The 13,249-nt window shown below is 54.2% G+C and carries 10 protein-coding genes; 3 read left to right on the top strand and 7 right to left on the bottom strand.

The window, feature by feature from the left end; genetic code table 11:
* Positions 1–47: 47 nt before the first annotated feature.
* Positions 48–473, top strand: coding sequence for a hypothetical protein (locus tag B0G80_RS35730; RefSeq protein ID WP_116122447.1), 426 nt, complete (start codon positions 48–50; stop codon positions 471–473).
* A gap of 704 nt (positions 474–1,177) precedes the next feature.
* Here the strand turns inward: B0G80_RS35730 and B0G80_RS46210 are convergent.
* Positions 1,178–1,327: a hypothetical protein gene (locus tag B0G80_RS46210; RefSeq protein WP_181920132.1), complete on the bottom strand. Its 150-nt coding sequence runs from the start codon at positions 1,325–1,327 to the stop codon at positions 1,178–1,180.
* Positions 1,328–1,373: 46 nt separating this feature from the next.
* Between B0G80_RS46210 and B0G80_RS35725 the strand changes: the two genes are divergently transcribed.
* Both B0G80_RS35725 and B0G80_RS35720 read left to right on the top strand, forming a co-directional pair.
* Positions 1,374–1,871: a hypothetical protein gene (locus tag B0G80_RS35725; protein ID WP_116122446.1), complete on the top strand. Its 498-nt coding sequence runs from the start codon at positions 1,374–1,376 to the stop codon at positions 1,869–1,871.
* A gap of 693 nt (positions 1,872–2,564) precedes the next feature.
* Complete coding sequence (locus B0G80_RS35720; protein ID WP_116122445.1) at positions 2,565–3,047, top strand: hypothetical protein; 483 nt, start codon at positions 2,565–2,567, stop codon at positions 3,045–3,047.
* A 668-nt stretch (positions 3,048–3,715) separates the two neighbouring features.
* Here B0G80_RS35720 and B0G80_RS47485 read toward each other — a convergent pair.
* The 6 genes from B0G80_RS47485 to B0G80_RS35680 form a co-directional block, all read right to left on the bottom strand.
* Positions 3,716–4,315 carry a hypothetical protein gene (locus B0G80_RS47485; protein WP_258879145.1) on the bottom strand — a complete coding sequence of 200 codons (600 nt, stop codon included), beginning with the start codon at positions 4,313–4,315 and terminating at the stop codon, positions 3,716–3,718.
* An 895-nt stretch (positions 4,316–5,210) separates the two neighbouring features.
* Positions 5,211–6,293: an IS630 family transposase gene (locus B0G80_RS35710; RefSeq protein WP_116122444.1), complete on the bottom strand. Its 1,083-nt coding sequence runs from the start codon at positions 6,291–6,293 to the stop codon at positions 5,211–5,213.
* Positions 6,294–6,708: 415 nt separating this feature from the next.
* On the bottom strand, positions 6,709–7,503 hold the full coding sequence (locus B0G80_RS35705; protein WP_116122443.1) for an FRG domain-containing protein: 795 nt from the start codon (positions 7,501–7,503) through the stop codon (positions 6,709–6,711).
* Positions 7,500–8,327 (bottom strand): hypothetical protein, encoded by an 828-nt coding sequence (locus tag B0G80_RS35700; RefSeq protein ID WP_116122442.1) that lies wholly within the window; start codon positions 8,325–8,327, stop codon positions 7,500–7,502. The genes B0G80_RS35705 and B0G80_RS35700 overlap by 4 nt, the downstream gene beginning before the upstream one ends.
* Before the next feature lie 74 nt (positions 8,328–8,401).
* A complete protein-coding gene (locus B0G80_RS35695; protein ID WP_181920131.1) occupies positions 8,402–9,874 on the bottom strand; it encodes a hypothetical protein in 1,473 nt (490 codons plus the stop codon).
* 1,222 nt (positions 9,875–11,096) lie between these two features.
* Positions 11,097–12,944, bottom strand: coding sequence for a hypothetical protein (locus tag B0G80_RS35680; protein ID WP_147309956.1), 1,848 nt, complete (start codon positions 12,942–12,944; stop codon positions 11,097–11,099).
* Positions 12,945–13,249 lie beyond the last annotated feature (305 nt).

Below are 13,249 nucleotides of genomic sequence, written 5' to 3'. Positions count from 1 at the left end.
ATTGTTCCATTGAAGTCGGTTTCCTCAACAACCCAAAAGGAATAGCGATGCCGCAAGCTGGACAACTCCCTGAACTCAAGAAACTGGCAGAGGAATTTCTGAGCGCGGTACGGGCCGCCGCGTACGCGCTGACTGCAGGTGCACCGCCTAACGAGAATATTAGCGGGGCGCAAGTAGTAAGCGGTGTCTCGGTGACTTCGTCACGATTCACAGCGGCTGCAGCGAGCTCACCGGACCTGGCGAAAGCAATTATGGCCTCTCCCGAACTCGCAGCGCTCGAACTCGCCTCGCCAGAGCTAGCCCGGTTGGCCCAGGAGAATCCGGAATTGGCGGAGTTGGCTGTTGTTTCGCCAAATCTTGCGCGGGTGGCGTCCAAGGCTCCGGAACTGGCCGATCTCGCTCGCGCATCGCCGGCCTTGGCGGCCGAGATTGAAGTGCAACTTGCTCGGCTTCAAGGTCGATTGCCGGGTTGACCACATCTCGGCGTGGCAAGATCGCGTGGAACAACAAGGGCTCCACGCAGCCTTGATACAGGATAGATTTCGCAGTGAAACCTTTGCGCATGACACCAGCGTTCCTGTCACTTGGCTTTGTGAAGATTGGCGGCGTTTTAACACGTGCAAGAGCATAATGTCGCATTCAATCGTAGTCGATCGGCTGCCTACTCGAGCTTTGCGGTTGCCTAGTTCCGACAGCGGCGATGCGGACCCTGCAAAAGCGACCTTCAACAGGCAGTGCAGGAGCAGACGCTAAGTCGTCACCTTTAATCCATGGCTGTATCAGGATTTCGAAGGTGCACGAAGCGCGCTTCTACACCTGGTCGGCGACAAAGTGTTGCAATTGGCGGAATCCAATGCGACGTTGCTGACGAAGGCGAAGCGGCTGTTGTGGATCAACTTGCTTCGGCTTGCTCAGCTGGAAGGAGAAGTCGCCGTGACGCTACACACCGGAGTTCCTGTTGGAGCGGTTGGCAGGGCCGTGCTCAAGGCGGCCGAGTTCTTTAGAGCAATTGCTCTAATCCGAAAATCAGTTAATGAATATTTAGAGATTTTTCGAAGCGAGTATTTCGAATGTGTCTTGGCTCATCCAGGCCTCTTTTCAAGGGAGATATTCCGACATTATAATTCACACCATACCTTAATCAACCGATTCGCGATAAATCTGTTTGGGATTTTTTTCAAAGAAATCGCGAAGTTTGAAAGTTTTCTGCCAATACATGTTCTGCATCATGACTGTTCTCAACACGTTGTTCCTTTGCCCCTGTGATGCGCAAAAAGCGCACCGGTTTCGTCGTTCCCTTGATCAGCGCGCCAATAAATTGGCTCATTCGAGCCTGCGGCGCGATCCTCAATTATTCAAAGGGAGCAGCACCGATGTCCGTAATGTTTGTAGCATGCAAGGGCCTTAAAAAATTCGAGGGTATCGTTGATGATGATTTTCGACGGAAGCACATTAACGTGGACGCGCTTGAGATAGAAGTGAACGCTGGTTGGCCATGTCTTGCTGACGACCTCGAGCTCGGCTCCGTCTACATGTTCACAGAGAGCGCTGGATTTGGCTTCAAGAGCAGGCTTGATTTTGTCGTGAACCTGAACGAGCTCGCCGTTTTCGCTGGTTATGACTGCCGGATGGCAGCTGCCGACGACCCAAAACCGTTCCGCGAACTGTTTCGTTGGGCAGCCGAAGGAGTGATTGGTCCTGTTGTTTCCGCGAAGTTGGTGGCTGATTTCGTCGAATGGGAAGAGCCGATTAAGGCGCTCGGGGACGATGACTTCTATAAGTTCTACCGTCATATGCGCAAGATTTTTGAATTCGCAATGAACGATGGTTGCGTGATTCTCAGCTGGTCGGATGGAACGCTGCCTGACTGAAATGTTCTTGGGTGGCTGTATCCCTGCGGCTCGACGTTGCCGAGCCGCGTGGGGCGCCTCGAACGATCCTGAATGCTGTCGATTCAACGCGCACTGCTTTGCGCTGAGAAAAAATGCTCACACGTCAATTTCGCCGCATCTGCGTCCACGAGGCTGGCCATGCTGTTATCGACGCCTCGGGTGCCTCTTACGTTCAACGTCATGCGGTCGCGCCGGCAGGCAGCGAATCGTGGCCGCATTCGACACAGCGAGGCGTTTCTCCCGGCGCCTGATGTCGACTGGCCGCCGTCTGCCGCTACCAGGTGGCGTGGTCACAGTCGCCTCCTCGAGCAGTGACATGCAACCTGGCGCTCGCGCCGGTGCTTTAAGCGGCGAGGGCGCCGCCGCCGCGACTTCTGCCGTTTGTGCGAAGAAGCCGCAACCAGGAAGGCATCAGCGACAAAGATCACAGCCAAGAAGATGGCTCGACAATTGACAAAAGTCGGCGAAACTGCCGCGAAATACTCCTTCCATTCGCGGCAGTATTCGGCCTCCAAAAAATCTCTCAATCTACCAGTTAGTTTCTCGACCCTTCATGCCCCTCCAATCGCACTATACGATCTGCGACGTTTAATTCAGATTGATCGTGGACGCGCCTTATGCCCGGTCCGTGATCGGGCGGCGCGTTTTTATTCAATATCAAAGGAATGTGTTATGCCGGTCGTTTTCGTTGCACGCAAGGGTTTGACGAAGCTAGACGAGAAGTTCGAAGCAGATTTCTGGGCCAAAAGCCTGGACAACGTCGTCGAAGTGATTGGAAATCCGGATTGCCCGCAGGCCGCAGACGGACTGGAAGTCGGCCGTGCGTACCAATTCCAGGAGGAGCAATCGTTCTCGGTTGCGAAGAAAGGTGACGATTTCGCCAAGTGCATGGAGCAGTTGGCGGATATGGTTGGTTATCACTGGCGGATGGCTGGCGCGGATGGCCCTGGCCCATTCCGTGACTTGTTTCGCCATCCGGGTCAGTTCGGCACTATCGGCCCGGTAACCTCCGCAAAGCTCGCTGCCGAATTTGCGACTTGGGACGAGTGCGCGCGGGCAATCGGAAAGCGCAGCTTCTATGCGTGGTTTGCTTCCATGCGGCGAATGTTTGAGTACGCGAAGACCGACGGCGGCGTGTGGCTGCAATACGAGTGAAGCGAGCTTTTCTTTCACAAGCGTTTCAGAGAGAGGTGGCCGCTACAGTGGCGACGGGAAATAAAACGTGGCCGAAAGGGAACTGCGCTGTATGCGCGGTTCCAGCCAGATTTCGTACCTAGGTCCCGTATGAGCATCGATGCCGCGCGCAACCATCGGTCATCCGCCGGATGGTCTGTATTCACGAGCCCGGCCATGCACTTGCGACGGCCGGAAATCTGAGCCGAGTTTTGGCTCGGGCTGATGAGTTGGTGCGAACTGGAACTGTGAGTTCGGCTGCAATAGCAGAAGTTGTACCGACGCGTGATGTCGACTGGCCGCCGTCCGCAGGCGCCAGGCCGCGCTAGCCGTCGATGCACAGCAGCAATGCATCGCGCCGATCCGCGGCCGCAGCCGACGCGGAGCAGCGCGGCGAGACGCATGCAGGTGATGCGCCGACGGGGCGACCGGCAGCATTTTGAAGCTCGACTCGAGTGTCCATACTCCGGTCGGTGATCGTCATTGAAGGCGATCATCACCTCGACTCGGCGGTCGAGCTTCGCCTAACAAATACGCCGACGCCTGGCCCAGGATTTCGTTGGCCTGACGCAGATCCGGAACGCATCCAGCGCCAATGCCCGGTTAGCGGCGACGCAGTGCCGGTCGAAGGGGCTACGACGCCACGTCTATCATTCAACCTCGGGATGCGCGTGTCTTTTTTCCAGGGCAGCTAGGCTTCGGCGTCGAAAGAGTTGAGCGGCCTTCGTTCCAAGTCTGTCGTACTCTTTGCCCATCGCGGCATGCTCAAGGCAATGCAAAACCTCGAGTGCAGCTTCCCCGCAGCGATTGCCGCCCCGTTGCGCAAATATCAGCTCAATCGCGAGGCCCCTTTTTCGAAGCTCCGCGAAAATCCATTCAGCGGCCGCTGCCCCGGTTTTCGGTCGTGCGGGTAGGGGCAGAGCCATCATCATCTCCGCGTTTGCTTCGTCGAGCGCGTTGCAATACACAATCGCTTCGAGGTCGAGTAATACGTTTGCTGGATTCTGCTCGTCATCCTGAGCGGCTGAGCGCCAATTGGGGAAACGCTCCGAAATGGCTTCGACCACGGTCGTGGGGTCGAGGTCGCGCCAGAACCTTGGAAGCGGCTTGTACGCGTACTCGAGGGAAAGATTTCTTGTGTTCAGGTCGGCGTCTTCGAGTCCGGAGTCGACTAGAAAGCAGACGGCCGCCTTCGCGACTTCGTTGTAAATGTTTTTTGAGTCTTGCTGATTTCGTTCTGCGGTGCTCATATGGTTGCGTTCTTGGTTGATGGAATGCCGTGGGACTTTGTTCGCGGGCAGATCAATATAGGTAAGTGGGCCTAGATGATTTGCCCCGAGGACCGCATTCTCTGGCTGCCGAATACTTTACGAGCCGCGGTCAGTATTCCGACAGACACCGGAACTTTTGACGATGCACGTTGTTACGGCGCAGGGGAGGAGGCGACTGAGCACATGTGGAATGCCTAACTGCGCTGGCGGGAATCGCAGATTCGCAGTACGAGGAGGTTGACGGCGGGATATACGACATTTGGACCGTACCACTTTGATTGAGCTTGTTTAGGTGTTGTTGACCCGACGTCGCCTGCCGTACCCGAACCATCGAAGTGCTGCTCCGGTTGATGCGGACTGACGCGTTATTGGGAGTGAAACCCGCTGCTGCTCCGCGTTGCTGGGCCGTTAGTCTGTTCGAGAGCATGCTCGCACTGCCAACCATGTATTGTTACAAAAGACTTCACTAGGAAAACTTCCGAAATACTCTTTGTGAGGAACTGCGTTCTTAAAAACTGAGCGAATGCGTCTCGTCGTCTTTCCTTCTTGCGGCGTTGACGATGCTGGGGGCGCGCTGTTATACCTTACATGTCACGCGTCGGCCGAGCTGATAGCCGCCCGATGAGAGTGCCCGTCCTTCCGACTGAAGGGCGCTGGCGGTGACCGCTAGCGTGGACGGGTTGTGACCGGTGGCGCGCTAGGGAAATTCGTTCCACGGGGATCGGTCCTGAGATAACGAACGCGCTGGCGAAGCTAGAGGCGCGGGACCTGCAAATAGTCTGGCGGAGTCATTGCATGAGCGATGAAGAAGGCACTCAGCGACATCGCTGGGGGCCTACGGCATTGCCGCTCTTCTTACGTAAGCATATCCTCACTAGTGTTCTGTCCCAGAAATAACTTTGCATAGCCGAGCTACTTTCCGAAGGATGGAATCTGCGGTTGCCGTCCAGACGAACGGACGTTTGTGCTGGTTGTACTGCTCTACATAGCGGTCGATGCTGAGAACCAGCTGGCGTACGTTTCTGAAAGAGCCGCGCCGGATGGCCTGCTGCGTGATCAGTCCAAACCAGCGCTCTACCTGATTGATCCAGCTCGAGTACGTTGGAGTGAAGTGCATGTGATAGCGCGAGTGCCTTGCGAGCCACGCCTTGACTTTCGGGTGCTTGTGCGTTGCATAGTTATCGACGATGAGATGAACCTCAAGTTCTTCCGGAACTGCCTGATTAACGTGATTCAGGAAAGCCAGAAATTCCTGATGTCGATGACGTGACTTGCATTGCGTGATGACTTCGCCGGTCGCCGCATTGAGCGCAGCAAACAAGGTTGTTGTGCTATGCCGTATGTAGTCGTGCGTAACGCCCTCCAGGTAGCCCAGACCCATGGGCAACACAGGCTGCGTACGCTCGAGCGCCTGGCACTGGGTCTTCTCATCGACACACAGCACCAAGGCGTTGGTCGGCGGGCTCAGATACAGCCCGACAATATCGCGGACCTTTTCGACGAAGTACGGATCCGTAGAAAGCTTAAAGCTCTTCGATCGATGAGGCTGCACACCGAATAGCGACAGATATCGCGCCACCGAGCTCTTCGAGATACCCGTTTGCGCAGCAGCAGAACGCACGCTCCAGTGCGTAGCCCCATCTGGCTTCTCGTGGAGCACCTTCGCAAGCAGTTCCGCCACGGCCTCATCGTCATGCTCGCGCGGTCGCCCCGGCCGCGCTTCGTCATGCAGACCTGCCAGCCCCTGCGCGACAAATCGCTTTTTCCAGTGCGTGATCGCCGGCGGCGTCACTTCGCAAAGCAACGCAATTTCATTTGTCGTTTGGCCGTCGGCGGCCATCAAGACAATCTTTGCCCTACGGACCAGAGAGTGAGGTAGCGAGCGCGACCGACTCATCGACAGCAATTGCTCCCGCTCCAGTTCCGAGACCACGACCTCGATTCCCTTGCGTCCCATGATCGTCTCCGCTCAACATCACTCGATCATAGGACAACATAGTTATTTACAAAGTTATTTCTGGGACAGAACACTAGCAACCCTCAAAAAACATATCCTCCCTTGAGGATCTTCTTTGGGTTTGGGAGAACGTGCTCGAGTGAGCATATGTTTCTCGCTCGGCAGGTCAGTGTCGTTGTCGCTGCGCGGCTGGCTGACCAGGGAGGAGGTGCTGTTGCGCCGGTCCAATTTTGTGAAGCGGGGCGCTTCAGCTAGTTGGCAGACAAGTAGAGTGGGAGACTTCGTATGAGCGACGCAATAAATGAAGGGCATGGTTGGATTCAGCAGTTGCGGCGATTGAGTCCGATCGTATGCTTCGATGCCAGTTCTGCTGACTCGATGGTCTTATCGGAACACCGACGTACGCTCCAAAAAATCAAGCGTAAGCGAGCAATTCCATCCGGATCGACTTTGATAACCCCGCGAGGTCGCCATAGATCATCTTCGCGTTGATCCCCATCTTACGCAATGCGACGTATGCGCCTTCGAAGGCGGATGGTGGGATGCGAAGCTTCATCATGTCCACACCAGCATACAGATCGAGGCTCAGAATTTCGTCCATTCTGCGTTCTAGGCTGCCCGAAATTAGAAAGGTGCCGTTTTGACGATCGATACGGGCGTTTGATTCGTTCGGTTCCGATATCCATGCAACATCGTAAGTGTATCGATCGACCACATCTCCGAAGATCTCGTCCTGTCGCTCGTTGATAGAAAGCCGTGTTTCCCTGAATTTGTTGTCTTTGCTGCTAACGAAGTCAATCGATTTTTGCATCAGCGAATTGTAATCGATGTAGAAGATCGAAAAATCGTTCGGGGTTTGAGGGTTATAAGTCTCTAGCGCGAAGAATAATGCGATGTACGGGCTAGTGGTAAAGTCGATGAGCCGTGTTGGACCGCCATAGTGCTGCATGATGGAGAGCCAAGAAAGCTTGGATGCCGGACGGTGCTCGCCTCCGCAGTAGTTGTGGTACTTTGACTTGAAGGAGTTCAGAGCGTGAGCTTCAAACATTCGCGCTTTCTCGACGTTCCAGGCATTGCCTAGAACGCGCTCCAAGGACGATTGCAGGCCCCAGTTGGCATTAGCCTGTCCTCGAAAAACGTAATTGTTGGGAAGACAATTTAATCGCTGACCGAGTTCTTCCATGGAGGCTACTTTGATCTCGTTGATCATTCTCGGACCTCGGCATACGCTCGCCGTATCTGGTCAAGAGTGCTTTCCTTCGTAGCAACTCCCTCGACAGCGACTTTCCGTGCGTCACCACGAATGGAAACTGTTACAGGTGCCTTACCTCGCTCTTCCTGGATAGCGGCCGAGGCCATATTGCCGGTTGCGGCAGTCGATTTTGCGATAGCAATGACAGCCTCTGGATTGAGGGCAGATCCAGAAACGGCTACGCTTCCTTGTTCCCCGTCTATCTGCTGACAAAAGTACGACATTGGTTTCTGAAATAGCTCATCGGCGTCAATTGGATTCGGGCCAGTGAAATTTGCTTTGAATTTCTTTACCGAGATACAACTGTTGATTTTTTGAACGAAAGACCTGGGATCTCTGATCTTGTCGACCTTCACGTGAATTTCATTCTCGATTACCAACGGAGTAGCTTGCATCAGCTTTTCAATCTTTTGTGCAATGGACGCTACATCGTTGGCTACGCGTGCCTTGCGACCGATGCCGAGAAGCCCAAGAGCGGCGTCGAAGTAGACAAACGTGTAAGGCCCCGAATCATCCGCCACCTCTTGAAAGTTCTTGGAGTTTTCGTCAAATTTTTCCACGGTCGTGCGGGTGATGCGACCCACGGCAAAGCGGCCCGCATCATCTGTGAGATATTCGACGTTGCCAATGTGCCACGTGTTTTTGTATTTGATCTCTAAGGATGGCCTGGCTGCCAATCCCAGTTCAAAGAGCTCTCGCGGCGTTATGCCTGGGTCAAAGAGTGCCACCTGAGCGGGTTTGATGAATTTAATGCGATACAGATGATATTCGGTAGTTCGCATAAGGCGTGTTAATCTTGTCGTCTTGGATTGGTTGAGCGGCCGTACTTATGAACGCGATGTTCGCGTGCAGAGCACTATGCGACACTCGACGAAATTATCTCATCAAGAGATGAGGCTGACGTTCCTGCGTCGAGGTCTGCGGTTGTTTGACTGTCCTCCAGCGGAGCATCTGTTCCGTCAAAGCGCCGGAGTGCGTCGTCGATTCCGCTAGGATCTGTGATAAGCATGTTGGTGATGCTTGAAACGATGAAATTGCTTGGCACAAGTTGCTCTATTCCGCTGTCAGTTTTGAATACATGGATGACGTGCGGGAACAGGTTGTGATCCAATGGGTGGACTGCCCGAGGGTTGTGAAAGACATAGATACCGTCGTGCCATTGTTCTGTGTAGTCACGCTTTTCGACGACTGCGTGAAATGGCCGTGGAATGCCGTGCGCGTCTGTTCGAGTCCCGGTAACAACCGCTAGGGAATTCGGGCTACGTAGACCAGCGAGGCGACCCATCCGATTGAACTTGGGGATGGTCGCTTGGGTTGCCAGCATGACCGCTGCAATATGTGTATGGCGGTCATGTGCGAAGAAGTTTGCCGGAATGCTTCGTTCGCCCAGCACGTGTCTTTCGAAATTTTCGCAGTGCCCATCTTCCGTCACGCGCACGCCGTACAAGTATTCCTGCAACGCCAAGCTCGAAAAAGCCATTGACAATGGCCTGGAGTAATCGTGAAGAGCGATGACGAAAGGTCCTCCTCGTACGTGATCCAGCTCCCAGTAATGAACTCGATTGGGTTCTGGTCGGTGTCGAACTTTGTTCAAGAGGGCTCGAGAGAATTTGAAAGGCATCTCTTCAGCGGCATGGCGCTGAACCTCTTCGATTGTTTCCGGGTTCAACTCCCGTTGCGCCGTGCCTTCCATCTCAGCGACAGTCACAGCCTCAATGAACACCTGGTTGGAGCCTTTCTGAAGGCAATAGTCCGGCTGAGGGTGCTCCCGGCTTATTTCGAACTCGAGTTCGTAGAAAACAGCGTGCAGGTAGAGTTCGAAAAGACGTGAGTTAAATTCATTGCCTTGAAGGGCACGAATGAATATTCCATCTGGATCTTTAAACCAGTGCGCCAGCTCCTCCATCATAACGCGCGCTGGAAAGTGGACGGGATCATCGGTCAACAGGCGGTAGTATCGGTTCCGACGGTGCTCGGCGATACGGGGATCAAAAATCGCGAACGGGGTGGATTCGTCCCCTTGAGGGAATCGCCCGTCGACGTGTGATTCAAACAGGTTGTCGACGCAAGCATCGAGCGCTTCAAGAATTTCTTCGCGAGTATCTTTTGACACAATCATGTGGATCGCCCGGAACCGGCGGTCCATGTCCCGGCCCAGTACAATCGCGTTCAAATCCTTGTCGATTTCACAGCGAAGCATGACGGCGAGAACCGTAGTCATGTCGCGCTCGTCGGAAAACCATTCAATTTCGCTGGAAAACAATCGTGCGAACGGTGTGCGACCGTAAAATCGAGCTTCAAAAGCTTCTTTTGATATTGACTGGAACATCGGCCCGCTCTCTGTAGGTGTAGCTCGATTGCTCCTGCATCCGTTATGATCAGCGGCATCGCAGCAGATGCAAAAAAGCATTTTTTGTTTCAGCTGTCAAATATAACATTTTGCCCGCGTCGCCAGACGGAGTTGCGATATCCGGTAACGCTGGCGACTTGGCGCACATTGGGAGACGTGGCAACGTCATGGCAGTCAAAAACTGCGAGACCTCGGTGTTTTACGCTTGGAAGCATGATTTCCGGCGTCGCGGCGCGCTAAAATGGGCGAGAGACCCGGCGGTCCAAACAAGTGGCGGCCGCGACGACGGTCAGACGAAGGAGGCCGCCGCGAACAAGACGGTCAACAAACGTCTCGGCAGTTCAGGCAACTGCTAGGAATGTGGCCCCGATGTCGGCGACGGAGAGAAAGGGCGCGGCAACTGGCAAGAAGGATAACGACGAAGAACGATCGGCGCGCGGATTGTTAGCCCTTGGCTGCCCACTAGCCTTAAACGGAGTTGGGTGCGGTGGCGATAGCCAGCTCGTTCTCGCGGAATCGTGAGCGGGGAGTACGACCAGTCCGCGCACGCGGTGCTCGCTGATGAGAGCTCTGTGCCTTCCAAGTCGGCGCGTCGCGCGAAGAAATATCTTCCAACCTGATTGCGCTGCCGCACCTACGGCGCCGCCCTGCCGTCTACCGAAAACCTCGCGAAGAAATACTTCTTCGACCAAGCACGCTTAGCTATGTGGCTGGTGTGAAAGGCAATCGCTCGGGCATCGATTGCGTCGAGCATCAGAAGATGTCTGGCTCGGATATCTGCGATGGCCACACAAAAAGTGTTTGCATACAGCGGAAATCGACCGAACAGCGCTCTGCGCCCTTCTGTCTCATCGTGCAATAACAGCGACTCGTCGGATGCCATGTGTCGCCCACAACGTGCAGGTGATTTATGGTGCAAGTGCGCATCTTGTCCGGATGGGAGCACGCGCTCGCGGGACGGGTACGAGTGCCGTGGCAACCGCCAGAAGCGACAGCCGATCCGCAGCCGACTTCGATGTCGCACTTCGAGTCTGCCTCAGCTTCAGCGATAGCTCCATCGGTCAAGACGCGGCTCTGCTGAGCGCTTACGTCGGAACAAACGTAGCCAGCTTTCGGTTGCGCGATCGCGTGGGGCCATCGGAGCTGCTACGCACTCAGAGTATGGAGGCGCGGCTAGCTGATTGCCATAAGCGGTTGATCTTCAATCGAAACCTGGGAACAGCGGGTTCCATTTGAAATCGCCGATAGATCGTTCCCAAAGCAGGGTCAATGTAGTCTTTGGAACGTTGTAAGGGAAAACGAGTAGGCGCTGCATGTCCGAGAATCCTAACGCGCTTTCCTTTCGTCGGTTGTCGGTCCATGCCTTCTCCGCCGATCGACGCTCAAGAACGTTGTAGCCAATTTCCTCGCAAAAAGCCTTCATGTCATCACGTTCTTCTTCGCTGAGCCAGCCAACCGGTCCAAGAGGATTGAAGATCTTCGAGCTGCTCGGTTCAATGGTCCCAAAAAGTACCTTTGCTTGTCGCTTGTCTAATCCCGTCTTCGCGTAGTCCTTGCCTTGAAAGCGCTTTATCCCTTCGTCCATTACCACCCCATATGTAAATCGAAGGTGGCGATTCTTAAGACGTCTCTTGTCTCCCGTGGACAGCTCTGGCGCGTGTAGGGTGTGATGACTTTTTCTGAGTCGCGTCCCCATTAAGTCTCCGAGCGTATTGAGTCCTTGCGTCCCGCTCAGGAGGCAATCGTCGACGATATAAATGCAGCCATCGGTTGGAGTGGCTGCAAGCGCAGCTGGCAAGTTCGGTTCAAACTTGAGCGCGCTAGCTAGCGGAGAGTGTGCAATGAGGTAGTTCATGATTGCAGCGCTTCCTGTGTGCTCGCCGAAAGCCGAGATCACCAATTTTTCTTCACCGGTGCGATTAAGCTCGGCGGCAAGCGTTCTTTCGATCGCGTGAGCAAGCTCCCAAAGCGGATAAAACTTTACGTGCGCCAGCAAACGAAGTGCACCGCGGATTCGTTGTGTTGTGCCGAACTGAAGTAGGAAGCCAGCAAGGGACTCCACCGTGATTGGCACTCTATATGTTGCAAACCGTCGAACGAGTTCTACGGCCAAGTTTTGTTCTGTTGGACTTAAGGCTGCCAATCCTGAAATCTCAGTGCGGCGGAGCGGGCTAAAGACTTCCGCGTCTAGCTTGTCCACTAGCCATCGGAAGATCCACTGCGATGGAGTGAATGTTGCTTCGAGTTCGGCATTCCCGGCCTCCTGAAAAACAGAACGGAGTTCAGCCAGAACGCTATGGCTAAAACCAAGTTTAGTTTCAAATGGCTTTTCCAATTCGTAAAAGCGCATTGTGAATGCCAACATAAGAGCCGCGAACTGTACCCGAATATCAGTCCTCGTCGCTATCCATTTGCTAGTACTGGTCGAACGAAACACCTTTAGGAAGTAGCAACCCACAGTAGCACTGATTCCTACTGCGGCGATATCCGCAATGACGATATAAGTGAAAAAAATCCAGTTTTGAATCGTAAGGAGATCTGCGTTAAAAGCACGACGGAGCTTGGCCGAGATTGCGTTGATTATATCTTCAAGCGAGTCTACCAGGTCGCGACTGACATTCTGTGCGGAAGCCCTCCACTTGAGCAGTGGGGCGAGCAAAAGTGAGCTGATGACAGCTCCTGAGATGGCAACTGGCTCTTCGATCAGATCAGTCTCTATATATTGTTGAAACCGGCGACACAAGTCAGTCAGATGCTTTGCTTTGAAGTCGCTAGCATGAAGTCCAAGAACATAATCGCTATAGCGGTCTAGCTTGTGGAACTGAGCATCTGGCGGAGAATAGCTGATGATCGGTGAGAGTTTCCGATCGCGTTCGGCGTTCCAAACGCTAAATTTTTGTCCCCGAGTGACGTACGGTTTCGTCTCATCGGCTCGACGCGCGAGTTCCGTCACGTCTAAAAACTGCCACTGTAGATCTAAGTATGGCGTACGACCAATTTGCTCAACGACGGTCATATGGGCGATCTGGGGAAAAAGTTTTAAGCTCATGGTTAGAACACTAGACTAGGACGCGGCGGTTCGTCGGCTAACTCACACCGCGCCATGGAGTTCATGGCAGCGGCGGCGTTTGTAGGTGATTGGTTCTTGGACGCGGCGCAGCAGCTCAATAGAAATCCGATGCGGCGTGCTTGGCGCAAATTATAACAACGACAGATCGTGCCGCAGAGCGTCGTGCTGCGGCTATCCGGTTATATCGAGCACACTCGCGGAGGGCGCACCACTTCTGACTTTCACATTCAATGCGCTCATCTCATCGCGCAACAACAGCGACTCAAGGGATGCCAGATGTCGCC

It is taken from the genome of Paraburkholderia sp. BL6669N2, assembly GCF_003387275.1.
Classification (GTDB): Bacteria; Pseudomonadota; Gammaproteobacteria; order Burkholderiales; family Burkholderiaceae; genus Paraburkholderia.
The sequence above is the reverse complement of the archived record's forward strand: the minus strand, read 5'-3'. Positions and strand labels throughout refer to the sequence as shown.

Excerpts from the sequence above, each read along its gene's own strand:
- B0G80_RS35730 (WP_116122447.1), top strand. The coding sequence starts at position 48 with ATGCCGCAAGCTGGACAACTCCCTGAACTCAAGAAACTGGCAGAGGAA.
- B0G80_RS46210 (WP_181920132.1), bottom strand. The coding sequence starts at position 1,327 with ATGAGCCAATTTATTGGCGCGCTGATCAAGGGAACGACGAAACCGGTG.
- B0G80_RS35725 (WP_116122446.1), top strand. The coding sequence starts at position 1,374 with ATGTCCGTAATGTTTGTAGCATGCAAGGGCCTTAAAAAATTCGAGGGT.
- B0G80_RS35720 (WP_116122445.1), top strand. The coding sequence starts at position 2,565 with ATGCCGGTCGTTTTCGTTGCACGCAAGGGTTTGACGAAGCTAGACGAG.
- B0G80_RS47485 (WP_258879145.1), bottom strand. The coding sequence starts at position 4,315 with ATGAGCACCGCAGAACGAAATCAGCAAGACTCAAAAAACATTTACAAC.
- B0G80_RS35710 (WP_116122444.1), bottom strand. The coding sequence starts at position 6,293 with ATGGGACGCAAGGGAATCGAGGTCGTGGTCTCGGAACTGGAGCGGGAG.
- B0G80_RS35705 (WP_116122443.1), bottom strand. The coding sequence starts at position 7,503 with ATGATCAACGAGATCAAAGTAGCCTCCATGGAAGAACTCGGTCAGCGA.
- B0G80_RS35700 (WP_116122442.1), bottom strand. The coding sequence starts at position 8,327 with ATGCGAACTACCGAATATCATCTGTATCGCATTAAATTCATCAAACCC.
- B0G80_RS35695 (WP_181920131.1), bottom strand. The coding sequence starts at position 9,874 with ATGTTCCAGTCAATATCAAAAGAAGCTTTTGAAGCTCGATTTTACGGT.
- B0G80_RS35680 (WP_147309956.1), bottom strand. The coding sequence starts at position 12,944 with ATGAGCTTAAAACTTTTTCCCCAGATCGCCCATATGACCGTCGTTGAG.